The sequence below is a fragment of the Paenibacillus beijingensis genome, from assembly GCF_000961095.1.
Classification (GTDB): domain Bacteria; phylum Bacillota; class Bacilli; order Paenibacillales; family Paenibacillaceae; genus Paenibacillus_O; species Paenibacillus_O beijingensis.
The window spans coordinates 3210622-3235988 of the sequence record NZ_CP011058.1 but is presented as its reverse complement, the minus strand read 5'-3'; the positions used below and the strand labels follow the sequence as shown (position 1 = coordinate 3235988).

At 48.4% G+C, this 25367-nt stretch carries 19 protein-coding genes, 1 pseudogene and 2 CRISPR repeat arrays (1 of these 22 running past the window's edge); of the genes and pseudogenes, 1 reads left to right on the top strand and 19 read right to left on the bottom strand.

Annotated features, from left to right (window positions below; translation table 11 throughout):
* Nucleotides 1-421: direct repeats of the CRISPR family, unit length 32 nt; unit sequence ATTTCAATCCACGCATCCGCGAGGGATGCGAC; it reaches 1457 nt to the left of the window's first position.
* A 180-nt stretch (nt 422-601) separates the two neighbouring features.
* From cas2 to VN24_RS14550, 14 genes and pseudogenes are all read right to left on the bottom strand, one after another.
* Nucleotides 602-892 carry a CRISPR-associated endonuclease Cas2 gene (cas2, locus tag VN24_RS14620; RefSeq protein ID WP_045673318.1) on the bottom strand — a complete coding sequence of 97 codons (291 nt, stop codon included), beginning with the start codon at nt 890-892 and terminating at the stop codon, nt 602-604.
* A gap of 10 nt (nt 893-902) precedes the next feature.
* Nucleotides 903-1934: a type I-C CRISPR-associated endonuclease Cas1c gene (cas1c, locus tag VN24_RS14615; protein ID WP_045670998.1), complete on the bottom strand. Its 1032-nt coding sequence runs from the start codon at nt 1932-1934 to the stop codon at nt 903-905.
* Nucleotides 1931-2590: a CRISPR-associated protein Cas4 gene (cas4, locus tag VN24_RS14610; RefSeq protein ID WP_045670997.1), complete on the bottom strand. Its 660-nt coding sequence runs from the start codon at nt 2588-2590 to the stop codon at nt 1931-1933. The genes cas1c and cas4 overlap by 4 nt, the downstream gene beginning before the upstream one ends.
* Nucleotides 2580-3440: a type I-C CRISPR-associated protein Cas7/Csd2 gene (gene cas7c / locus VN24_RS14605; protein ID WP_045670996.1), complete on the bottom strand. Its 861-nt coding sequence runs from the start codon at nt 3438-3440 to the stop codon at nt 2580-2582. The genes cas4 and cas7c overlap by 11 nt, the downstream gene beginning before the upstream one ends.
* A gap of 15 nt (nt 3441-3455) precedes the next feature.
* Nucleotides 3456-5354: a type I-C CRISPR-associated protein Cas8c/Csd1 gene (gene cas8c, locus VN24_RS14600; protein WP_045670995.1), complete on the bottom strand. Its 1899-nt coding sequence runs from the start codon at nt 5352-5354 to the stop codon at nt 3456-3458.
* On the bottom strand, nt 5351-6070 hold the full coding sequence (gene cas5c, locus VN24_RS14595) for a type I-C CRISPR-associated protein Cas5c (protein WP_045670994.1): 720 nt from the start codon (nt 6068-6070) through the stop codon (nt 5351-5353). The genes cas8c and cas5c overlap by 4 nt, the downstream gene beginning before the upstream one ends.
* Before the next feature lie 122 nt (nt 6071-6192).
* Nucleotides 6193-8622: a CRISPR-associated helicase/endonuclease Cas3 gene (locus VN24_RS14590; protein WP_045670993.1), complete on the bottom strand. Its 2430-nt coding sequence runs from the start codon at nt 8620-8622 to the stop codon at nt 6193-6195.
* A gap of 649 nt (nt 8623-9271) precedes the next feature.
* Nucleotides 9272-10423: pseudogene (locus VN24_RS14585) on the bottom strand (IS3 family transposase).
* A gap of 115 nt (nt 10424-10538) precedes the next feature.
* Nucleotides 10539-10900: direct repeats of the CRISPR family, unit length 32 nt; unit sequence GTCGCTCCCCATGCGGGAGCGTGGATTGAAAC.
* Nucleotides 10901-11777: 877 nt separating this feature from the next.
* On the bottom strand, nt 11778-12755 hold the full coding sequence (locus tag VN24_RS14575) for a Gfo/Idh/MocA family protein (protein ID WP_045673317.1): 978 nt from the start codon (nt 12753-12755) through the stop codon (nt 11778-11780).
* 113 nt (nt 12756-12868) lie between these two features.
* A complete protein-coding gene (locus tag VN24_RS14570; RefSeq protein ID WP_045670991.1) occupies nt 12869-13858 on the bottom strand; it encodes a Gfo/Idh/MocA family protein in 990 nt (329 codons plus the stop codon).
* Between the two features lie 46 nt (nt 13859-13904).
* Nucleotides 13905-15107, bottom strand: coding sequence for a GNAT family N-acetyltransferase (locus VN24_RS14565; RefSeq protein WP_158453676.1), 1203 nt, complete (start codon nt 15105-15107; stop codon nt 13905-13907).
* A gap of 20 nt (nt 15108-15127) precedes the next feature.
* Entirely contained in the window at nt 15128-15967 is an 840-nt protein-coding gene (locus VN24_RS14560) for a carbohydrate ABC transporter permease (RefSeq protein ID WP_045670989.1), read from the bottom strand.
* Between the two features lie 19 nt (nt 15968-15986).
* Nucleotides 15987-16925, bottom strand: a complete 939-nt coding sequence (locus VN24_RS14555; protein WP_052702968.1) for a carbohydrate ABC transporter permease — start codon at nt 16923-16925, stop codon at nt 15987-15989.
* Nucleotides 16926-16989: 64 nt separating this feature from the next.
* Complete coding sequence (locus tag VN24_RS14550) at nt 16990-18330, bottom strand: extracellular solute-binding protein (protein WP_045670988.1); 1341 nt, start codon at nt 18328-18330, stop codon at nt 16990-16992.
* A gap of 267 nt (nt 18331-18597) precedes the next feature.
* Between VN24_RS14550 and VN24_RS14545 the strand changes: the two genes are divergently transcribed.
* Complete coding sequence (locus tag VN24_RS14545) at nt 18598-19809, top strand: ROK family transcriptional regulator (RefSeq protein WP_238590693.1); 1212 nt, start codon at nt 18598-18600, stop codon at nt 19807-19809.
* Nucleotides 19810-20285: 476 nt separating this feature from the next.
* On the opposite strand, the gene VN24_RS14540 is transcribed toward VN24_RS14545, so the two are convergent.
* The 5 genes from VN24_RS14540 to VN24_RS14520 all read right to left on the bottom strand — a co-directional run bounded on the left by VN24_RS14540 (nt 20286) and on the right by VN24_RS14520 (nt 25361).
* Nucleotides 20286-21521, bottom strand: coding sequence for a hypothetical protein (locus VN24_RS14540; protein ID WP_052702967.1), 1236 nt, complete (start codon nt 21519-21521; stop codon nt 20286-20288).
* Between the two features lie 255 nt (nt 21522-21776).
* The gene (locus tag VN24_RS14535; protein ID WP_045670987.1) at nt 21777-22772 is read right to left on the bottom strand and encodes a D-cysteine desulfhydrase family protein; all 996 of its coding nucleotides are present in this window, start codon (nt 22770-22772) and stop codon (nt 21777-21779) included.
* Nucleotides 22773-22995: 223 nt separating this feature from the next.
* Complete coding sequence (locus tag VN24_RS14530) at nt 22996-23460, bottom strand: FixH family protein (protein WP_045670986.1); 465 nt, start codon at nt 23458-23460, stop codon at nt 22996-22998.
* 34 nt (nt 23461-23494) lie between these two features.
* Nucleotides 23495-24826: a PepSY-associated TM helix domain-containing protein gene (locus VN24_RS14525; RefSeq protein WP_148505247.1), complete on the bottom strand. Its 1332-nt coding sequence runs from the start codon at nt 24824-24826 to the stop codon at nt 23495-23497.
* A gap of 286 nt (nt 24827-25112) precedes the next feature.
* Nucleotides 25113-25361 carry a DUF3703 domain-containing protein gene (locus VN24_RS14520; protein WP_045670984.1) on the bottom strand — a complete coding sequence of 83 codons (249 nt, stop codon included), beginning with the start codon at nt 25359-25361 and terminating at the stop codon, nt 25113-25115.
* Nucleotides 25362-25367: the final 6 nt, after the last annotated feature.

The following is a 25367-nucleotide window of genomic DNA, read 5'->3' as shown; positions in this document are numbered from 1 at the left end:
TCAATCCACGCATCCGCGAGGGATGCGACGTTGAATCCGGTGGTCACGATCACGTCAATGCATTTCAATCCACGCATCCGCGAGGGATGCGACAACGGTTTTTTGGTCGCTTTGTTGTCTGTGGAAGATTTCAATCCACGCATCCGCGAGGGATGCGACATACGAGGTGATTTTATGGTTGAAGCAACAAAAAAATTTCAATCCACGCATCCGCGAGGGATGCGACGAATGATGCGGCGGTTTCCTATCGGGTTCTGAAATTTCAATCCACGCATCCGCGAGGGATGCGACGCAGGAGCTGCTTCACGTCATGGAGCAAATGGCATTTCAATCCACGCATCCGCGAGGGATGCGACTCCATCGACGTATCGGTTTAACAGGTCTGTTGTATTTCAATCCACGCATCCGCGAGGGATGCGACAGCGATTTTTAATTCAAATATGCCTGAAATACCATATTTGTGATCAAAAACACGCCTAAATCAATAAACTTTCGAAACAATACGTAAAAAGTCATAACAAAAAAGGATAATTCATCCAGTTTTCTAGTGCGAATGTCCCCGGAATTCCATGTGCACTACACATTCGCACCATAGTTCGCACTACAATATCAAAGGACCTTCTAAGTCAATTGACTGTTTTACACCCAAATGTTCAACCTTTTTCTTGTAGTTATTTCCCAATTGATAAAACCTGAGACTATCCTGCTCTTGATCAATAACATCGAGGAGTTTTAACTTTAATACAGCAAATTGAGCGGCATCTACAACGCATTCAAACACTGAATTTTGAACACGTTGACCATAATTTTGGCATATTTTTGAAACCTGACGCAGTCTTCGTTGACCTTCACTGCTGACTGTGCTTACATCATATGTAACCAAAACCAGCACCCTCATTCACCTACTTCCAAAAGAAAGGTGGATACTCGTCTAGATCATTACGTAAATATCGAGCTAACAATAAGGCTTGCGCATGCGGGACTAACCCCCAGGAAATCTTCTCACCAAGAAAAGGATGTGTAATTTTTTCTTGCTTCTTATTTTGCCATGCGGTTAGAAACTTCTTTCTCGCCTCATCCATCATAATAACCGCACCATTCTCTTTTTTCAAAAAATCCTCTTTACTCACAATTTTCTTATTAATTAACGTAAGCACAAACTTATCTGCAAAGACCCCTCGCAGTTCCTCCATTACATCCAGCGCTAAAGAAGCGCGTCCCGGCCGGTCACGATGCAAAAATCCAACATATGCATCCAATCCGACACCTTCTAGTGCAGATGCCACGTCATTCGCCAAGAGTGAGTAAGCAAACGATAGCATCGCATTCACGTTATCCAGCGGTGGCCTTCGAGAACGCGAGTGAAAATAAAAATCCTCCTTCTGCTGCAATATCATGGGATCAAATAGTTTATTGTAGCTAATAGCCGCTTGACCTTCCAAGCCTCTTAATCTTTCTAAATCTTCACACGCCCTTACATCTAAAATTAATGCAGATAACTGCTGTGATATAGCTTTGAACAGAGGAACATCGATACGCAAAGCATAGTCTCGGGTCATTCTCTCAATGATCCATTTGTGGTTGTAAATCTTACCGACAATAAAATTACGAGCAACTTTAGCTGAAAGAATTTCATCTTCTGATACAGCATACTGTTTCTTTCTCAGAACGACATTACCTTTGCTTTCCCCAATGACTCTGGCGAGAAACCTGCCGTTCTTCGTGAAAAATACTAATTGAATATTGCGCTCTGCACAGTATCCCATTAATGCCGGACTTGCACCGGTGTAACCAAAGGTGATAATCGATTCCAGGTTGTGCAGAGGTAACCTGCCCAAATTCTCCTGTTCCTTAAGTAGTACAATATTATCGCCATCCAGCGACAAATAAACATCGGGCTGTGTAATATAAAGCGTATTAAGCAATTTTTTCATTCTTTGAGTTTCCCCTCAACGTAACTTTTAACGCTCCGCTTATTCATTAGCTCCGGCAAACAAATATTTTGAAGGGAACAGTTTCGACAGAAGGATCCCGTCTTCACTTTAGGCGTATACCTGCGATTGTAGTAATCTTGCATTTCAGCGACAATCAACTTCACTTTATTTTTAATTGCTGAGGTTAACGGAACTTCAACCCGATGTTTGATCTCGTTATAAAACATATAGCCTACGTCTATTTCGCACAGCAGCATTTCCTCAAGACAAATGGCTTGTGCAGCTAATTGTAAAATATCTTCATCGTTCATTTTCGGCTTTCCGCGTTTATACTCAATCGGATATGCGATGTATTTCCCATCAGCGCCATTAATTTCAACACCGCTATCGTTTTTTATAAACTCCACCACATCGCATACGCCTGTTATTTTTAAGCTCTCCGACTTCACAGGCATTGCACGAACGATAAGTTTATCACCGCGCTTTTCTCTCGTAAACGGCTGATCGGCATTCCGGTGCAAATGCTCCCCCTCAATGGTTCTGACATTTTCCTCCCATTGCTGTTCAATATGAATAAGAGCCCACTGCCGTTTACAAAATTGAAAATGCTGTATGCCGGACAACATTAAATAATGATCGTCTTCATTATAGTCCATTAATGATCTCGACTTTCAGACCTTCCAATGGTTGAATAAAAAACTCATAATCTTCGAACGCATTAGGTTCTTCGGCAAGCCTTTCAAACGATAAAGATCGATGAACCTTTGCGGAAGAATATTGGCCCAGCTTGGAATTATGCTCCCACCAGTACACTTTGTGGACTTCCATACTTCCTTCCGGTCTGGCGGATGATGCATCGTTTTCGAATAATGTAACAAGCGCATTCTTAAATTTCTCGGCATCTTCATTTGTAAACCCGGTTTTCTCAGCCAACTGCGTATTAATGCTCCCGAAAAAGATATAGACACCCGAATCTACACGATGCTTCATTCCCATTGTATCTGAACCTCTTGATGCACCCGGCTCAGAATTGACGCTTTTCGTAATTTGCATACTGGAGATATCAATGGGATCAATACTTGTTGCGGTATGAATGGATACAGGACCCCTTATTCCAACGGATACCCCGGCTCCCTTGTCTGCTTTGAATGCAAACACTTGGCCAAAACTGCGAACATCTAGCCATTCCCGGCAAGCAATACTGGAAAATTCATCACTTGACCCCGACTTAGACTTCAAAATCTTCTCCAGTTCGGCATTCGCATCTGCACGCTCTCTAAGACTTCCGTAAGAGTCAGTTTTGCGGTCATTGGACTGAACAAATATAGATTCACCCATATCCTGCAGACGGTTTCGAATCTTCCGTTTTAGTGCAACATCTGAAATCTCGCCATAGCCATCATAGTTTTGCCTCGGCCGATTGCCATTCAAAGGATCGCCGTTAGGGTTAGCCTTGGTCACAGATAAAACAACAGCAAAATCGATTTTATGATCTAGAGTGCTCATGTCCAAATCTCCTTTTTAAATTGATTCTTCTGTAGTCTCATTAGTTTCTTTCTTCTGGTAAAGTTCATGCCGCTGACTATAGAAGCCTAGCAAATATAAGCCGGATAATGGCTTATTATTAAATTTATCTGCCGGAATTCGCGAGGCTACTTCATCAATGATCTTGGCCCAATAGATTGCTTTCGTTCCAAGTCGAGCTTGATACGGCTGCAAGCAAGCCTGGATCGTCTTCCAAGTTCTTTCCGGATGTCTGGAGAAAGCATTCATATAGCGAATGGCGTTGGTGGCCCGTTCTTCATCGCCTAACGCGCGCCTTTCTAATACATCGGCGACAGCCAATAAGCGGCCAAATAAATAGTTGCGGTCATTATTTTCTTTATCTAATGCCACATTGAATCCCTCCTGTTCCTTACTTATTAAGGCACATGTAATGCTCAACGTCTTCTCCCATTCCCATTTCTCCATTGATACGGGGTTTGAGGCACGACGGAAAGCACTGGCAACTACATCTGAAGGAATTTTTCGACCATCGATCATACATGGAAGCATACGTTCCATTAGCCCTTTTACAATCTTGTCACTTGCTCTTGGCCCATATGCAGCAAAAGCTATATCCTTTGTGGCTGGTGCACCATAAAAACGCACAAAATTTCCATTGTCATCCTTGCGATATTGGTGCAGCCACGCACAGGTTGAGTGCCATTTCACAAGCTTGTCCAAATAGAGCTCCTTATCCATATTGCGATAATACAGTACCGCCATACGGCCTGTTGTCGCTGAATCCAGAACTAAGATATTTACATTCGCTTTCCCATTGGACGAAGATGACAATTGATTTCTATATCCGTCCAATGCCTTTGCTACCTCGATCGCGAACTCTTTATTTGTAAACGAGATTCTCTCTTTGGTAGCAACAGGCGTAGGATCGATCGAAAAATAATCCTCCGTAAATCCCGGAATATCAAGCTCATCATTTCCCCATACAAGAAACACGCGCTGATCAATCATTTTGCCTTGATGATTAATGAGCCACTTCAATGCATTATGCGCTTTCTGGGATACTTCATAACTAATGCTTGCCGCTTCATGGCTTTGATTAAACCTCCCTCGAAACGTAAAGCCGCTTGTGTCATTCGCCGAAATTAATTTTGCTTTATCTGCCGCATTTCTAATTTTATTTGCATGCTTGTCTGTAGCCGGTAGCGTTCTTCCTGTGACGTAGCAAAGGTCCTCGTCGCCTAATTTGCTGTTGTAGAATCGAACGAAAGAATCATACATCTCCTGATCCTTCCATACTTTCGTTAACATCTTCGTTGGTGAGTAGACGTTGAATCTTACAAATGCACTCGCTTGCTCTCCGGCAATAACCGAAAAGATGCGCGGCCTTGCTCCATACAGGGACTCAGCATCTTTGTCCCATTTATCCAAGAGCCGATTTTTGGCGTCTAAATATAAAATCTTCTCTTTCACTAAGTCCTGAATAAGCCGACCTTTGCTCAAATAACGGTATATGCTCTTCACATTAGCAACAGCATATGGAGAATTGGCCCAGTCCTCCAGTTGCTTGATATAATAGGGAAAGGGCTCCTCCTTTTTGATTTCTCCGCCATAGGCTGCATAATCCCCTGCAACATAACTTAATTTGTCATGCAGCGGATAAGGCGCAATCTTTGCGCCTGCGCGGCTTGCAGAGTCTTCGGTACAAGGAATCAAAGTGCTCGCATCACTTTTGTCAATGACAGTCGCCGAATGAAACTCCCCGTCTTCGGTGATTTCCACTTCGATATGTGCATTTTGCGTTGTGTGGGATACAGGCAGCAGCGTATACTCCTGCTCGTTATGTTTTTTTTCAATTTTTCCAACGAGATCCAAATTCGATTCATAAGTTTCGTATAAATTCAATAACCAACTCATGGACTCCCCCCCTCTTCCAATTGTGAGAGCAGATCATCTGCCGATAACACACTTGTGTCATCGAAACGTTTTGGCTCCATGTCCATAATCGTGCGAACTTGGGTGCATTGTTCGGGTCTAATAAATTGGATAATGCCGTCCTTCATGACCGGATTCCATAGACGGATTTCCAGTTGATCTCTGCCTGTTTCATCCGGATAATTCAGGCCATGAACCATGCTGCCCAGATGAATATCGCCATAGTCATCATAGAACCCGTCCTCTTCACCAAAAATGCAAGGTTCAACGTAAGCTTGGCATTCTCTTGCGCCGAGAAAAATGTCTCTTCGGCCCCCGACTTTGAGTGAACGCCTTAAGATGCTATGATGCTTATTTTCGTTTCGATCATAAGCCATATCCGTTCGATTCATATTGAACTCAAAATGAGCTCGCACCTGATATTTGGGATCTCTGAGATATGTATAATTGGCAAGCGTATTTCCTCCACCATAATCCATCGGACGAATACCTTTTGACTCCATTCGGATGGGATTCATGATGCGGACTTCATCGACAACCATTAGTAAAGCAGTTTTCCAATATATGGATTCCAATATTCCTTTCAAAGCCTGATAGGTTGGCACCTGATAACTGAGTTTTTCCCCGCCAAGCTTTGTCAAAGGGTCTGTAAATAACGCATAATCGCCATAAACAATAAACTCGATAGCATTCCTCATAGACTCACCTCCTTTAATGGTCATGCTACAATAAACCGTCGCTATAACGATAGCGTGGATTGAAAAATATAGTGTGTGAAGTGGAAACCTATCTTGAGAACAGATAGGTTTCTTACTCATGCTCAATACATACTCAAATCAAACCTGCCGTCATTTTCGAGATCGAGTCCGTATTCCTTACTGTAGGCCGTTTCTTTCAACGCTAATATTTTACCATCAAGCAAGCTTACCACCCCATCGTTCTGCTCCAGCTGCTCTCGTTCGTGATAGAACAGATTGATCGTAAATTGCTGGGCTTTCCGCAGCAATCCCGAGAAATTCTCTATCGTTTCATTGCCGTTTAACTGCGCAATAATATCTTTGCCTTCCTCGTCATAAGGGACAATAACTGCGGCTGTTTGATCGTCAATCACCTGAAAGTATTCTGCGGCCGTCCTATAACTGTTCACGATACATAACGGCAGCCTTTCCTTCTTATTATGCAAATAGGCTTGATAATACGTGTTGTGTTTCCTTTCAGACATTAACAACTCTGTCATATCCTTTTGTAATTTTCGGATAAAATAATTTAATTTTGAGCTGAACTCCGTATAAAACTCCTTGAAATACCTGTCCATCGCCTGAGCAGATAAAATATTGCCGCCATGCTGATTCTGATCACGCTTGAGATCGATGAGGATCCTCTTGGACAGTTTTTTCCCAATCTTAATTTCCTGCAAATGATTCAGATTCTCCTCTGCATGATCAATAACATAAACCTGCTGAATCTCCCGCTTCCCGTGACGGTTGCATCTACCAGCTGCTTGTGCAATAGAATCCAGTCCTGCCAAAGAGCGGATCACACAATCAAAGCTTACATCTACTCCAGCTTCGATCAACTGGGTACTGATACATATCACTTTTTCATTCTGATTAAGGTGTTCCCGCACTTGTCCCAAAATGTGGTTCCGATGCGCCGCACACATCGAGGTGCTTAAGTGATAAATAGGGACACCACTCACCTCCATTTGACGATATAATCTCTTCACAACCGTTTTCGTATTTAAAATAACAAGCACACTCTGGACTTCGTCCATTTTCTCCGCAATAAAATCGGTAAGCTTGTCGTTGTCAAACAGCTCGTCCGTTGCTTTATCAATGATTTCCACCCGTTTAAAGGCTTTAATTACACGATCCAGGTTTTGAATAATTTCAGCATCCTTGTTCATATCCAGCTTACGCTCAAGCTCAACAAAACCCAATGCAGGTTGGGTTGCGGTGCAAAGAATGAGACTGGAATCACAGTACGTATTTAAAAAATTCAGCGCTTGGTTAAATAACGATACACATGAAACGGGAACCTTCTGCACCTCGTCAAAAATAATAACTGACTTACTTAAATTATGAAGTCTCCGAATATTCCTGCTTCCTTTGGCGTAGAACACATTCAAAAACTGCACCATCGTTGTGAAGATAATCGGTGAATCCCAGTTATCCTTAGCCAGCTTTAACTTTTGCCGCGTATTGATTATGCCATCCTCGTTCTCGTCGTCATCATTCAAATCATCAATGACGTTCGAATGGTGCTCCAGAATATGCCCATCATCCGATAAGATTTTGCGAACTTCCTTTGCGTTCTGTTCAATAATCGTTGTAAAGGGCACTACATAAATGATGTGCTGTTTATTTTCCCGACATGCATGCTGGAGCGCATATCTCAAACTTGCCAATGTTTTGCCGCCGCCCGTTGGAATCGATAAAGTATAGATCCCGGATGGCTTCTCCGCAAACTGGTCGCACTGATCGGACATTTCTCTCCTAAGAACATTAATTGCTGTCTTTGCATCTTCTTGTACTTGATAGGAGTTAATTTTTTTCATAAGTTTCTGATAATAAGCATCGAATAGCTCTTTGCGGCTCTGTTCTGGTTCGTCGATCTTATTTTCTTCAAACAATCTGGTGTTCGTTCGATCAGCATCAATTAAAGCGCTGAAAATAAATTTGATCAGGAACATCAACTTACTTTCACCATTCTCCGAAGAGGGCTTACTCAGATAAGCTTCCAGTTCAACTAATGCATTTGAAACATATTGCTGAAACTCCATCTCGCTAATTACAAAGTCAAAAAAGCACTGCCTGGATCTTTCAAACTCATCTAAATGTTTTTCTTGAACTCGATTCAAGTAAGGGGACTCCAAATGTGGATTTAAAAAATCGTGAAGATAAGAATGATGTGAAATGATCGCATTTCCTACGACTTCGGCCAGAATCCATTCCAACCTTGAAGGGACTCCCTGGTGAAACTTTTGGAATAATAGCTTTGCTCCTGCTGTCGAATGGTCAACACTTCCTCTTTTCGGTGGAGAGTCCGGATTGTTCACAGCTTCTCTTATGTACTCTTTAAATTCATGGGTGTACTTGCCCATATCATGAAGCATACCCGCTAGACCAGCTATATGCTTGACGCCAATCTTATCCCCAAATGATTCCGCCAAAGCTTTTACTCCAAGCAAATGCGCTTCGACGCTTTGAATCTCTTTGTCACTTTCACGAATGTGGGCGATGTAATCCATTTTATCCCTCTCAATTCTTTACTTGCTGGGCTATAATAAATATACAACATCTTAAGTGCAACAAGTTGTCAGCAAACATAAGTTCTTTAAAAAATTGAGTCTTACATGCATCAGGATGTAAATTGCAGGTTACAGCCAAAATGTGGATAAAGTGCGGATGATTCCTCAGAGCAGCGGGCATATTTTTCAAGTATGCGCCATTCCTAAACCATTCTGCTCGGTACAGTCGCGATCGCGCTGGGGTCCGCAAACTGCTCCGAATCCAGAGAGTCTGCATCTACTAAGCAGGAAAATAGAATACGAGTAAATAATACGAACTGGAAGCCCGGGTCAAGCCCAGGTTTAATAGGAGGAGCAAGGTGCGGGAGCAAGCATAATGTCCGGTCCGGGCATTACGTACGGTTCGAACTGCTTGATCAGAGGTTTTGCCAAACAGGAATCATCGGCTGCCGGTGAGCCGTAATCCGGAAGACCCGTATGATGCCCCGCGATGACATAAGCAAGAAGTCGGGAGGATTTGAATTTTTCTCCCCAGGACTGAACGATATATTGGGCACCAATAGGTTCCGAGAAATCACCGGTCGCTCCCCATGCGGGAGCGTGGATTGTGAACCTCTGTCAATAAACTGGACACGGGAAAGCGAGAGAATTACGCCGCGTTCCGGCACATATGTTCGTATTGATTGGGCGTAAAGTACCCAATAGATGAGTGGATGCGTTTTCCATTATAAAAGCAAGCGATATACTCGAAGATCTTTTCTTTTGCTTCCTGTCTCGTTTTGAACTTTTCCAAGTAGTTGAGTTCCTTCTTCAGCACGCTGTGGAAGGATTCGATGCAGGCGTTCTCGTAGCAGTTCCCTTTGCGGCTCATACTGCCAATCATCTTGTACTTCCGAAGACGATTCTGGTAATCCGTCGAAGCGTACTGACTTCCCCGATCGGAGTGATGCAGCAGTCATGAAACGAGTCGCTGGCGGACGTAAGCTTGATCAAGTGCCGTGATGACAAGTTCTTTCGTCATTCGCTCGTCCATATGGAACCCGACGATCTTACGAGTGTCTAAATCCATGACACTGGCCAAGTATAGCCAGCCCTCGTCAGTCGGGATGTAAGTGATATCCGTCATCCAGACCTTATTCATTGCGCTAGCGGTGAAGGTTTGATTCAGTACGTTTTCCGCAATCGGCAAGTTGTGTTTCGAATTCGTTGTCGCCTTGTATTTCTTCACCGTACGTGATTTCAGGTTGAGCCTGTTCATCGTACGGGCGACGGTTTTCTCGGACACCTGAATCCCTTTCTTTTTCAGGGCTTCCCATACCTTTGGACTGCCGTACAAGCGTCTGGAGTCCAGAAAGATCCTTCTGATCTGTTGATCCAACCGTTCTTGGCGTTTGGTACGGTTGCTTTTTTTGACGCCGAGTCCACTCATAATAACCGCTTCGAGATACTTGAAACACGGCACACATCTTCGCGACGCGGAGCTTGAAGCGATGATCGTGGATGAAAGAGTAGATCAGCGCCGGTCTTTTGCAAAGTAGTGCATCGCCTTTTTTAAAATTTCATTTTCCTCCCGAAGCTCTCGGAGTTCTTTCTGTAAATCACGAAGGGCATTGTCGTCAGGTTTTAATTGCCCGCTGCCAGGAAAGGCATTCGCCCCATCCTGCTTGAATTCGGCCAGCCAACGATACACCGTATTCTCATGGAGACCTAATTCTCGGGCTACCTGCGCCACCGTTTTTCCTTCTTCTTGAATAAGTCGTACGGTTTGGATCTTGAATTCCTTGTCATACTTTTTCGTCATGTCGGACACCTCGATTATGAATGCATTTATTGTCGCACTCTCGGTTCTCCGTGTCCAGATTTCAGTCTAGCATCATTGAAACTTCCATTATCTCATTCAACTCTCTACGTTTCTGGTCGCTCCCCATGCGGGAGCGTGGATTGAAACGTCCCAGGTCGTGACGTATATCTTTCTACTTTAGTCGCTCCCCATGCGGGAGCGTGGATTGAAACGAATTTAAAAACCTGCATGCTCATCAGGTGGAGTGTCGCTCCCCATGCGGGAGCGTGGATTGAAACCTCTAACGCTTCCCTTTCGGTCCTTAAACGCGCAGTCGCTCCCCATGCGGGAGCGTGGATTGAAACGTCGTAATGGCAACAGGCACTTCCCCAGCCGAAGCGGTCGCTCCCCATGCGGGAGCGTGGATTGAAACTGCATACGGAAGACAAAATTACTCTCCGGCTGTGTCGCTCCCCACGCGGGAGTGTGGATTGAAACAGATAGCTCAATTGTAAGCGAAGCAATCTTTCCCATCGCTGCCCGTACGGGAGCATCACTTAGGAGCAAGGCGACTGCATGCATTCACCATTAATGCCTCTGATCCTGTATTTGTGAATACGGATGTAAGACGGAGACCGCAATCAACCTGGAGAGAACGCGCATTTACACCCTCTCTTTTTTATTTTCTGTAAATAGTTTACAACTATTCCCGACAAGTGGTAAAATTTTCTTGAAAGGTGGTGATTAGAGATGGCTTATTTCAATGAAATCAGGACCCCCTTGAAACCGATCGGAATCCGCTTCTTCAGATGTGTGCCGCATCGAATTGCCATCTTTACGGGCTTCAGGAATCGCCAGTTGTAGCTTTTCAGGGAATTGAATCACTCCCCCATTTATTTGGACATAAAGCGGAAATCAGCGATACCGCACATTTAGGCTCCGTTCGACTCAGCCCGGTTATATTCGTTCCGGATGAGGGAGTGATGGATGCCAGGTTATTTCCTAGCGGCTGCCATTGCCACTAATTGAATGAAAATGACCCCTTTGAGTTCTAACGGAGCTGAGCGCAGCTATTGGTTGCAAGAATAGCCTTTTTTCAACGAAAACCATCAGATAAGGTCTCTCGCAACCGTTAAATTGTGCTAAAGGGCATTTTGAGCACAATAACGTCTATGCCAGCCGTTAGCTCTCGAAGGTGATTCGTCCATTGCGTCCGCGCGGCCTGAACCTCCAACCCCATCGCGGCTAGCGATGCGGTCTATCCACAATTCTTAGATTCGCATAATTTCCTAAGCAAATGAGAAAACAGAGGCAATGAAATTCCCCGTCCGAAAAGGGAATTTCATTGCCTCTGCCCGTTTTTGCGGCTTCACAGTTATCGAAGCGTTACGACGGCGTGGCTTTCCGACGATTCGTACGCGGCAAGCGCGACTTCGACCGCCCGCAGACCGTCCTCGCCAGTGACCGAAGCTTCCCGCTTGCCTTCTCTGATCGAGCGGACAAAGTCGCGGATCAGCTCCAAATCCATATCGTCGCCCCAGAAATCCCATTCGAGTCCCGTTTCGTCGCTGTACCGATTCAACTTCTGATTAAATGCGTCAATCGACAGCGTCCCGTTCTCGCACACGATTTCAAGCGTAACGTCGCCCCACGTCGGAAATTTCTTGTTGCGGGACCAGCTGCAGTCAAGGCTGGCGAATACGCCGTTGTCGAACGACATCGTCAGCATGCCGCAGTCGTCGATTAGGCCGTTCGAGAACCGGCTGGCCGATTCGGCGTAAACCTTCGTCACTTCCGCCCCCATATACCAGCGCATTACGTCGACGACATGAACCGTATGATCTATGACGGCCCCGCCGCCCGACAAATTCCGGTCCAAAAACCATCCGCCCGGAATCCGGCCGCGGTTCGTTCCCTTAATGGCGATAATGTTGCCGTATTTGCCGCTCTCGAGCAGCTGCTTGCCCCGTTTAACCGAGGTTTGGAAACGGACCGGAAACGCCGTTTGCAGCAATACCCCATTGGCCCGGCAAATATCGATCATCGCTTGCGCATCCTCTATCTTGGTCGCCAGAGGCTTTTCGCACAACACATGTTTCCCGGCTTCGGCAGCCGCCACCACATGCCGTACATGATTGACATTCTCCGATGTGACGATGACCGCGTCGATGCCACTGCCGATGAGCTCGTTAAAATCGGCATAAAACGTGGTCCCAAATCGCTCCGCAATCCGTCCTCCCGCTTCAGCGTCGTCATGCCAAATACCGGTTAGCTCCACACCTTCCAGTTGATTGATCGCGCTCATATACCCGACCGCATGCATATGTGCGAGACTGATGACTCCGATTTTTATCATACGATCCTCCTAAAGGTTTTGCCGGAGGCAAAACCGCTTCGTAAGCATAAGCCTAGGTTTTGCTGCAGGCAAAACCACTTCGTAAGCATAAGCTTTGGTTCATGGCGCTGTTAACCCGGCGTTACCGCTTCGCCCGTTTCGGCCGATCGGATGGCCGCGAGCGAAATGGCGAGTGCCTGATAAGCGTCTTCCGCCGTCACGATCGGCTCCGCTCCCGTAGTGATACAGGACATGAAATGCGCCAGTTCCCGGTAATACGGCGTTTCCAGCAGCGGGCTTTCCGGAACGGGCACGCCGCCGGCCGGCTCACCCTTCGTCCGGGTAAACGATACGATCGGGTTGTCCTTCGCGCTGTTGTAATCGATAATGCCGTCCGTACCGGCAAATTCAAAGGAGGTCGTAAATTTTTGATGCGACCACGACCCTTCGACATGGGCGATCACCCCGCTGCGGAACGTCAGCGTTGTGAGCGCATACCCTCCTTCCACGGAGGACGAAGGGGGCGTCGACTTGGCAAACACACGCTCAACCTCGCCGAAACACCAGCGCAAATAATCGAAGTCATGAATGGAGAGGTCCATCAGGACGCCGCCGCTTTTGCTGGAATCGGCATACCAATTGTTCCACGCTCTCGGAAAGCCGGATGTCCGGCTCGCTTTGGCCACCGCAACTTCACCAATAGCCGACTCCTCCATCAGCCGCTTCGCTTTTTCATACTCCGGAAAAAACCGCACGACATGGCCGACGAACAACCGGACGCCTTTGGCCGCGCAATAATCGATCATAAACCGTGCATCGTCGAGGCTGCCGGCGAGCGGCTTCTCGCAGATGACGTGCTTGCCGTCGTCCGCCGCTTTGAGCACGAACTCCCGGTGCAAAAAGGTCGGCAGGCAAACGTCGACGACGTCGATCGTTTCAAGCGACTCCGCAGCTTCCTCATAGCTGCCGAACTCCTGCGTTCCAAACTGCCGCGCCGCCTTCTCGGCCGACGCCAGATCCGCGTCGGCGATTCCGGCGAGCTGTACGCCTTCCATTGCAGCATATGCTTCGGCATGCGTCCTGCCCATTGTACCTGCGCCAATTACCAATACGTATAACATAACTCGCTCCTTTACATGCCGAAATCCGTCATATCCGTCATATCCGTCAAAACGCCTCCGTCTTCCACATCGCATACCGCTGCCCCGGAAAAAGCGCCCGAACTACCGGATGACCCTTCAGCGATTCCCGCGTTAGCACCTGGGATCCCTGAGTGAGCATCGCCGAAAACTCGGCAGCGGTACATTTGATTTCTTCGTCGTATTCAAGCGTTTCGGAAGCCGGAAGAACAGCAGCGCCGTGTGAACCGATTGCGAGAACCGCCTTTTCGCCCCCGCAGCGCAGCAGCACGCGCTCCGGCATAACCGCCCTGTTCGCTTCGTCCGCCTCCACCAACCGGCGCGTGAACACCGGCTCGAGCTTGCGCAGCATCGGCGCAAATCCGATGATTTTCCACATCGAGTAGTTGCCGATCTGCACGTCTACCGGCCCGAGCGATCGGAGCGCCTCCGACAGGATGCCGTCTTCCGGAATGACAGCCGATAGCCGTTTGACCGTTTCGCCGGCAGCCAATGCCGCGAAGAGCGGTTTCATTGCGGCGCCTTCCCCATCCATAAAAGCGCACTCCTGCAGCTCAACCGCTCCATCCTTTTCATTTCCTGCTATGGCGTAGGCAACAATGCGACCTTTCTTCCGGGCGGTCAAAAAGCTCCCGAACAAATTGTCGCTCCATTTCAGCAGCCCGTCCCAGTATTCGGCAGAACGGATGCGGGAGTTCGTGTTCCCGGCATTGTACGCATCGCAAACCGCCATGATTTCTTCCAGATCGGATCTGGAGAAAGACGAGATGCGGTAGACGGAATCATCGTAACTTCCCGCAACGGACGCGGCATCAAGCTCATACCTAGGCTCCTCAACCGTCTCCCAGCCCACCTTTTCATAGAAAGGATGAATGCCGGTAAACAAAAGCGACAAATCGTATTCGCGCTTTTTCATCCATTCGGTCATCTCCAGCAAAATCCCGTGCACCAAGCCCATGCCGCGGAAGCGCGGATCGGAAGAAACGCTCCCTATTCCCCCGATCTTAAGGCGGGCTTCGCCGACGCGCATGTCGTAAGGAAACAGCTGCACCGAAGCGGCCAGCTCGCCTTCCACCGTCGCCACCCATGTCGTTTCCGGATCGTAGGCGGCATCGTAATCAAGACGTTTTTGAAAAAAAGCTCTGCCGACCGTAAACACATTTCCGAGCAGATCGTACACCCGCTCCATTTCCGCACGGCCCCTCACATGGCGAATTTCAATTCGAGCCACATCCGCACCTCTTCTCCACGTCATCCCTTCACCGCGCCGGACGTCATCCCGTCAACCAAATAACGCTGGAAGACAAGAGCGAGCAGCACCGGGGGCAGCAAGCCGATAATACCGGACGATGCCATAAGACCGTAATCGACCGAGAACCGCCCAAGAAACTCGTTAATGACAACCGGCATCGTTTTCGACTGGTCCGAACCGGTCAATACAAGCGCGGTATTGAATTCATTCCACGTATTCAAGTAAGCAAACACCCCGATCGCGAACAATCCCGGCGCCGAGATGGGCAGGATGATCCGGAAGAGCGCGCCGAACCGGCCCAGGCCGTCAATAAACGCCGCTTCCTCGAGCTCTTTCGGAATCGACCCGAAGAAAGCACGCATCATCCAAATAATGAACGGCAGCGTGAAGGACAAGTTCGCCAGCGTAAGCGACGTTTTCGTATCCAGCAGCCCGATATTTTTGAAGATCAAATAAAGCGGCAGCGCAATCGCGATGCTCGGCACCATTTGTGTAAACAGAAAAATGACGGAGAGCCGGTCCTTGAATCTGAACCGCAGCCTTGCGAACGCGTACGCTCCGAATGATCCGAAAATAAGCGCCAAAAACGTCGTGGAACCGGCCACGATGAAGCTGTTCAGCAGCGAGTTTTTGAACGTGTCCGCATTATCCGACAAGCTGAGCACCTGCACGTAATTGTCAAAGGTCATTTGGCGGGGCAGCCACTGCCGGGCAAGCGTCGACAATTCGGTCGCAGGCGAAACGCTGACGACGAACGCCCACAACAGCGGAGCGACGGTAAAACAGATGACAACGATGACGCCGATATAGAGCAGGATCCGGTTCAATCCTTTTGACATTGGTTCCCTCCCCCTTTCCTCAATGATCGTCCCTCTGCCGCAGAATACGCATATAAAGAATGACGAACACCAGGATAAAGGCGGTCAGCACATAACTTCCCGCCGAACCGACACCGAAGTTGCTGAACATGAACCCCTGCTTGTACAGATAGACGCCGGCAAGCTCCGTGGCGTTGGCGGGCCCTCCTTTAGTCATCGCAAAAATAAGATCGAACGTGCGGAAGGAGTCGATCGTCCGCAGCACGAGCAGCACGAGCGTCACCGGAACGAGCAGCTTTACGATAATATGGGTGAAAATGCGAAATGTGCCGGCTCCGTCGATTTTGCCCGCCTCAATCAGATCATACGGAATAGACTGCAGTGCAGCGAGGTACATCAGCGCTACGAACGGAAATGACGTCCACAGCTGTGCCGTTATAACGGAGGCGAGCGCCAGCTTCGGATCGGACAGCCAGTTGATCGGGTCCGAGATCAAGCCGAGCTTGAGCAGCAGGCCGTTCACCAAACCGTAATTCGGGTGCAGCATCGTCTGCCACAGCATCGCATTGACGACGCCCGGCATCGCCCACGGAATGAGCAGAAGCGACCGGGCCAGCCCCCTGAAGCGAAACTTCGTATTAAAAAGAAGGGCTGCAGCAAGCCCGATCACCATGCTTGCTGCAACATTAAATACGGTAAAATAAAACGTCGTCAGCATACTGAGCCAAAACTCGTTATCCTTCAGAACCGTTGCGAAGTTTTCAAGCCCGACAAATTTGGTGCCGATCCACGGCTTCGTCAAGTTCAGATTGACGAAAGCAAGATAGATGGAGTAGAGAAACGGGTACAGCAGCAGTCCCAAAAGGATCACGATTGTCGGAAGCAGCAGCAGAAGCGCGAATTTCGGTTCTGAGATCATTTTTTTCTCGGAGATCATTTTTTTCGGCGAGGACATTTCCCGCGCAGCTTTGTTAATCATCGTCATCCCTTCTTTCCGGACCGCAGCCGGCGCAAGATGCCAGGGAGCCTTGTCAGAGAGCTCCTCAGCTGTTGCTTTCCTTCACTTTCAGCGATTCCGCCATCGCGTCGTCCAGCGCTTGCTGCGGCGTTTTCTTTTGCGTCAGCGCGTTTTGCAGCTCAACCTGGAATTTGGAGGACCATTCGTTATACCACGGAATTTGCGGACGGTTGACGGCCACTTCGGCTTGCTCCAAAATTTTATCGAGTCCCGGAACGCCCGATTTCACTTCAGCATCTTCATAAACGCTTTTCCAGCCCGGGAACATGCCGATTTCAAGCGCTTGACGCTTGGCACCGTTTTGATCGTTCAGAAACTTGATGTATTCCCAAGCCGCATCTTTATTTTTGGAACCGGCGGAAATAGCATAGGACATCGGTCCGGCGATCGTTGCGCTCGATACCGTATACGGGAGCGGGGCGACGTCGGCTTGTCCGACGATTTTCGATTGGGATGCGTCGTTAAGAGGCGTGAGCGGCAGTCCCCAGTTCAGCTCAAAGGCGATATCGCCGGCGGACATAGCGTTCAGCACATTAGATTCATTATATTGCAGCGATGCGGGATCGACGATTTTATCCTTGTAAATCATGTCTACCATCAGTTGCAGCGCTTTGACGTTCTCGGGGCTGTTCAATACCGGATTTCCGCTGTCGTCGAACAGCTTGCCGCCCATACTGGATGCGATGGCAACAAAGTCGCACACAAGACCTTCCGTCTGGCTCCACGCCCAAGCGGACGCGTATTTGACGATGCCTTTCTCCTGCAGCGCTTTGCTGTACGCAATAAATTCATCCCATGTTTTCGGCGGTGCCGTAAATCCGGCTTTCTCGAGCAGCGTCTTGTTGTAAACGAAAGACTTGTATTCGGAGGCGTAAGGCAAACCGTAAAATTTGCCCTGGTATTGGAGCGCCTGAGCGGCGAAAGGGAGCAGATCTTTCTTCATATCGTCGGTGATCCATTGATCGACGGGAGCCACCCAACCGGCCGAGACGAAGCGGGGCAGATCGATGACGTCCATAACAAAGAGGTCGTATGTGCTGCCGCCGGCCATGAACGAGTTCATCAGCTTCGGAGCGACATCGTTGTAGCCGACCGTATCGACTTGCACATCAATGCCTGTTTTATCTTTAAACTCTTGATTGATTTTCGCGAAGAACTCTTCATTGGAGGGACTGGAGATGGTATGGAGTACGGTGCCTGAGAGCGGCTTGTCGTTCTTGGATGTATCCGTTTCTGTTGTACCGCCTGAATTTGTTGCCGTTGTACCGCCGGAGTCGGCTGAATTGGAGTTTTTCCCGCAAGCGGACAGAACCGCTACCGCCAAAACGATCATAAGCAATGCCCAAACGGATGATTTTCTTTTCATAGAAACCTCCCATAAAATTGGAATTTTCGTTGCGGACCTCCCCATTAACTTACTTTTTCCATTAGACGTAGTTACTTCTGCGCGTTTCCGATCGAGGAATGACGGTATTACGAGGGTAAATGTTACTTTTTCTAACATTTAAGTTCAGTATATCGATTTTCCTGGAATAAATCAATATAGTTATGTTATATTATATAACACTAACAAGAGATTTTGTGTCCGATTAATCCACTTGATGGAACAAGTGGCAAGGAGGTTCGATCCGAAGTGGGCAAAATTAGAACCGGAGATTTGAAACTCGTTCAAGAATTAAACCGCTCCATTATTCTTAACATGATACGGGAACACGGACCGATCTCCAGGAGCGAAATCGCCAAACGCAACGGCATCAGCCCGACCACGGTCGCATCGGCCACGCAGGAGCTGATGAAAGAAGGCTACGTCTGCGAGGTTGGCGCAGGCGCATCCAACGGCGGAAGAAAACCGATTTTGCTGAAATTGGCTTCGGATCACCTTTATTTGATCGGTATTTCCGTATCGAACTTCATGATTGAGATTGCCCAAATGAATCTGGAAGCAAACATCAGCCGCCGAAGCGCCAGGCCGGTACGGTCGCTGTCAGGAGACGAGCTGATTGAGGCCATTCTTTCCGATATCGCCCTGTTCCTTCAACAATGTCCGCCCCGCGAGCAGTGCATCGGCATCTCGCTCATTACGCCAGGCGTCGTCAACTCCGAGTCTGGAACGTTGTATTTCAATTCCAAGCTCCACTTGGAAAACATCCCTTTTAAGCAGCTGATAGAAACCCGTTTCGGCATCAAAACGTGGGTGGAGAACGATTTGAATGCGATGGTGCTGGCTGAAAAAAGGTTCGGGCCTTACGGCAAGTGCAAAAATATGATTTACGTTTCCGTGGCGGACGGGGTGGGCGCAGGCATTTTCTTTCACGATATTTTGCTGCGGGGCGGCGTCGGCGGAGCCGGCGAGCTGGGGCATACGATTGTGGACCGGAACGGGATTCGCTGTGAATGCGGCAATGTGGGCTGCCTCGAAAATTACGTCAACTGGCCGGCCGTCTATTCGCGAATTTTCGCCTCGGTCACGCGCGGCAAACCGTCCGTCATTATGGATCTGGCGGAAGGAGATATTACACGGATCACGCCTGCCATATTCAAGGAAGCGATTCAAAAGCACGATCCGTTAGCCGTCGATCTGGCAGACGAAATCAGCAGTTTTTTGGGACTCGGAATGGTTAACCTGATCAATCTGTTCAATCCGGAAATCGTCATTATAGGCGGAAGCGTGTGTGTGGACAATAACCGGGTGATCGAGAACGTCAGGAAGTACGTGGCCTCCCATGCGCTGCCCGTCCTGCGGAATCTTCCGATCCGCCAATCAACGCTCGGCAAAGACGCCGATCTGATCGCCGCCGCGTCCATCCTGCTTCAGGACATATTTCATTTCTCGCTTGCCGAGTGAACGGGCGGAAGGTGCGCTGGGCGCTCGGTCCGGGTAGTTACGTAAAAAAAGTACGTTAAAAAAGGAGGTCCCCTATCGCTCTGCACGAAGGGGCTCTGCATAAAGGGGAATTTTTGAAATACCTGCGATCGTACATCTTTTTTCTTTTTATTGATCCACCAAGTGAAAATTCCTGCAAAAATACATTTTTTTCGTCTTCCAATCGCATGTTCAAGCCAAAAAAGCTTGGAATTCCTGCACATTTGCAGCTTTTCCCTTGCGACAAACGATTTTGATCGATAAAAACTGCACATTCGCAGGCTTTGAGAGGTCCGTCCGCGGGATTAGCGGAGACGACCGCCAGTGATACCGACAATGGCGGAGTTGAGGCGGACGGGCTTTCGCCAAGCACAAAGCAGGAAGGACCTCCGATTCCGCTTGACCAAGCGGAACTGGAGGTCCTATTGTATTTCAGCTAACGCGTACTCTAACTCGTCTTACTTGCCGTACGAGGCCAGCTTGTTCAAATCTGCCTCGATCAATTTATAGGTCGCTTCGGCCTGCTCCTTGTTCCCTGCTTTCACTTCGTCCAGCAGCTTCTGGGCGTTGTCCGTGAGAGCTTTCGCTTTCGCATCCCCGCCGAGCGCTTTGCTCAAATCGCGCTCGATGACGTTGATAAACAACGCCCCTTCGAGTGCCGTGATCACCGATTTATCCTTGCCCCAGTTCTCAAACGACTCGGTATATTCGTCTTTCGCCGTCGCTGCAAACGCCCGAACGTAAGCCTGGTTGATCAAATCACCCTTGACGTTCTTTACATCGTTCGAGAGGTCGAATTGGCTTTCAATGTAGTTCGCCGATTCTTTGTCGTGCCCTTCGAGATATGTTTTCAGTGACTGGAAGAATGCCCAACCTTCGGCCTGACCGACTTTCGGATCGTTATCGCCCGGCTGTTTGGCGGCTTGCTCCACTTTATAGCCGTAGCCTTTATCCGCCCCGGAAGCGAGATAGAAAGCTTTCATGAGCGATTTGTCGACGAGCTGCTTGCCCAGGTTGTAAGCGAGGTTGTCCCCTTTGTCAGCCGCCTGCTCCATTTCGGCAAATCCACTGTCTATGATGCCGGCCAGCTGCGTTTCATACGCCGTGTCGCGCTTTTCAACCATGCCTTTCAAAATCCCGTCGTACACTTCGCGCGCTTCTTTCAATTCATCCGCCACAAATGGCTTATCCGTAAATTTCTCATTCGCTTCCTTGAACTCATGACGCATCGTCAAGAATGCCACTTTCTGCAAAAGCTTATCGTACAGCTGAGAGACGACGACCGGGCTGAGCGAACCTTCCTTGCCCGCTGCGGCAGCGGCCTCCAGTTGTTCGTCGACATGGCTTTCAGCCTCGGTATCCCGCGCTTGAACGACCGCTTTCAATTTCGAATTGTAGAGCTCGCTGTATTTATCCCAGTCGACTTTTCCGGCTTCGGCATCCGCTTTCAGTCCGCTTACCAGCTCTTTGGCCGCGCTTACGAACGCCCCGGTTCCTTCAGCTGCGGTCTCAGCTGTTTCGGTCGTTCCAGCCGTTTCTTTCGTCTCGGCAGGTTTCGTTTCACTTGCCTTCGACTCGACGGTTGCGTTTGTCCCTGTAGACGCCGCTTCGTTCTTCTCGTTTTCCTGTCCGCAACCCGCCAGTATAACGCTTCCCAAGATGATCATCGTGCAAGCTGCTTTCCAAGCTTTCATTCTATAATTTCCCCTCTCATTTGACTGCTCTGAATTTGTTCAAAACCGTTTTTCTTCCCAACCTGTTTCTTATTTTATTGAGAATGAGAATTGTTGTCAATTACTATTTTTTTTTAATAGGTTATGCCGATGAAATCGCATCTACTGCGTCAAGAAGGCATGCAAAAAAAAGACAACCAATCAGTCAAGTCGTCGGCTGTCTTTTCGTCTGTACAAAGTTTTTCATAAAACCACCTGTCGCAGAAGCTGAGCGGATCAGTTCGGATTGATAAATTCGTGTTTTTGCGGAAAAAGCCCGAACAAGCCTCCCGTATGAATAAAAAGAATATTATGAAGGTCATTGAAGCGCCCCTTCTTGATCTCCTCCACCAATCCGAACAGCGCTTTGCCGGTATAGACAGGGTCCAAAATAACACCTTCCAGCTTGGCAAAATCAAAAATAAACTGGCGTACCTCCGGGCTGCTGATTCCGTAGCCTTGCCCAACATACCCGTCGATAATATGAAAATCTTGTTTGGCATAGGCGATATCTTCCTGAAGATAGCGGCCGCTATCCTGAAGAATAGAGTCAATTACATGCCGGAAGTAATACTCGTCGTCACAAACGTTAATTCCGATGATGTCCGCTTTGTAATGTAACGTTTTGGAAGCCAGGAGCAGCCCGGCATAAGTGCCGCCGGAGCCGACGGCAACGACAATGGCGTCAAAGTGGACACCGAGCTCCTTTTCCTGTTCGACGATCTCACGCAGTGCAGTATAGTAGCCGAACGAGCCGATGCCATTGGATGCACCTTCCGGAATAATATAGGGCTTATACCCTTGCCCGGTCAGTTTGTCCTTAACGCTCTCCATGATTTCCGCTCTGCGTTCTCTGTATTCTTCGGCCGTAATGTAACGGATCTGCGCGCCAAGAAGATGATCCAGCAATAAATTGCCGTCGGGCTCCTGAGGCTCGTTTCCACGCAGAACTAGATAAGATTTCAAACCAAGCTTCGCAGCGGCTGCAGCCGTAGATCTGCAGTGGTTGGACTGGATGCCTCCGCATGTGATTACGTAATCATGGCCAGCTGCCAGTGCTTCCTTCAGACTGTATTCTAACTTTCTAACCTTATTGCCCGAAAACTCCGTTCCGGTTTGATCGTCCCGTTTAATGAACAAGCTAGGGCCGCCTAACTGTGCGGATAAACGCTCCAGCTTTTCAATCTTTGTGGGCAGGTTAGCCAGCGGTACCCGATCCGGAATGTTTGTCATTTCTACCACACCTTTCCAGTTTCTACGATATGACTTTCGGCGCGTCATACAGCTTATAAAGCGTCATACAATAAACCTCCAAGGTGACGTTTGAATTTCAGCAAATCATACTATTAATATATTCTCTTTTCATATGTGAATACAAGGTATTTCGATATGAGTTTAATTGAACATCCGGCTCGAAGCGGATTAAGCCTGTCCCAATTCGGGCAATAACGAATTTTTAATGATGCTCGTGGCCGGTGGGGGCTTGGTGAAGATTGTCAGGCGCGCCGTCTTCTTGCGTTACGTCTCCTGCGATAAATCGTTTGGTCGGCATGACGCTGGAACCGCCTGCGCTCGCATTCACCTGTACGTAATAAACGCCTTCCCGGTCGATCATTTTCTCCACGCTGTATATGCCGTTCCCATCGTTAGCGGCCGCAACGGTTTCACGCGGTCCGGTATCGCCGCTGCCCCAAATCGTAAAACGGACATCGTCGGCATTGTCCACTTTTGTGCCTGCTTGTTCGAGGACGGCAATAAAGCGCTGCGGTTTGCCCAAAGTAATTGGATCGGGCACGATAATAACGATGCCGAGCACATTCTCCTTTTGATATTTTGAAGCCGCATTTGGGCTCGGCGGCGAGCAGGCCGACAGCAGCAGCATGCAAATCAAGACAACTGTAAGCTTACCACCATTTTTCACGACGCGCGATTCCCCTCTTTGCTCTATATAGTTACTATGCGTTAAAAAACGTTCTGAACATCCGAACTCTTCGTATAACGAGCCAATCCAGCACTAACACGGCGATCAGCGTTGCCCCGACCAACGGAAACAACAATCCGAACAGGGCAAGGATAACGGCAACAACCTTCATTTTCTTTAATCCCGGCGCTTTAGGCGCACCGAGCTGACCGCTTGGTTTACGTTTCCACCAGAGCATCATGCCGCTGGCTGCGATGCCCGCAATACCAATACAGACCAGCAGTCCGGCAATTTGGTTGGGCAGGCCGTATTCCAATCCTTTATGCACCGTAATGCCCCATGCCATCAGTTTGCCGATCGGCGCATAATGAATGTACCGGTAATCCGCCAACACCGCTCCCGTATATTGATCGATATGAACGGTAGCTTCGTCTTTCGCTTTGGGCGGGAAGACGGATATCGTATAGACGCCCTCCGCTTTTTTCGGAAAAATGACCTCGTAAGTCGGATAAATGTTCAGCTTTTCCGCCGTCGTTACAATATGATCGATCGAAACGGGAATATATCCCTGCATACCGGACGTCGGGACGTCCAGATTTTGAGCCGCCCACGGGACGTCGGCTATGTCTTTGGTCTTCACTGTGCTGGAAGGCGCGCTGCCGACCCAGATCGACGGCGGATAGCCGACACCTGCGTTCGTGGCGAGATTTTGTACATTAGTCCCCCACAGACCCGACCATAGCAAACCGGTGATGACCAAAAACAGCATCGCAGCGGAAATCCAAAAAGCAGGGACGGCGTGCAAATCCCGGATCAGGTTTTTCCTGCCTCTCTTGAACCGTGGAAAAACAACACCCGCCAGTTTTCCTTTGCCCTTCGGAAACCACAAATAAATGCCGGTCACGATCAGGATGATCGACCAGCAGGCGGCAAGCTCGACAATCCGGTCACCGGTCTTGCCCAGCATCAGCTCGCCATGAAACTCCTCAAACTTATCGATCAGGCGATCGTTATCATTCAGTTCACCGATGATATTCCCGCTGTAAGGATTGACAAATACGGTGACCGATTCACCTTTCAGGTTTATTTTCACCTCAGCGGAACGCTCCGCATCCTCGCCCGGACGATATTTTCGCACCTGCGCTTCCGGATAAGCATCCGTTACTTTCGCAATGAGGCTGGAAGCGGGCAGTTTGCTGCCTTGCGCCTCGACAACGTAATCGTCATGGTACATCCATTGTTCAAGCTGCGGTTTAAATAAATAGACGGAACCCGTAACGGCAAGAATCAGAATGAAGGGGGCAAAAATAAGCCCGGCGTAAAAATGCCATCTCCACAGCGTCTGATAAAAAGAAATGTTGTTCATACCTATACTCCTGTCTGTAACGTCGCTGCCAGTTGATAACTGTTCAGCCATTATACAACACGGGCTTCAGGCGAACATGACTCGTTCGGGCTATATGTAAACAGAGATTCGGCAGTGTTGCGGACTTTGTCACAATGTGCGCGGTCTCACGGTTTCCGCCGCACATAAAAAGAAGAGCTGTCGATTAGCCGCTTAATCGACTAGGACAGCTCAGGCTGACGGACCCGGTTGCTGATCGAGTGCACGATTTACAAGCGGCCATCATTCATAATCGGTCATTTAATTTTCACGGTCTTGAAGTGAGAGTTGCAAATCCAAGGAAGAACAATTGATAGAAGATACGTCCTGGATGCTTTGCCTTTATAGCAGCTTGAAGGGCAGCACGATGTGCGGCTAAATGATGTTTTCTAACGCCATGACCGAGTTCATGGGCGATTTCGAAGTGACGATATGCATCTATCCACTTCCCTTGGATGGCGAGATTTTTGCCAGTTTCCATTTCATGCTCAAAGAGATCGAAGTTCTTTTCTCCCATGTTCTT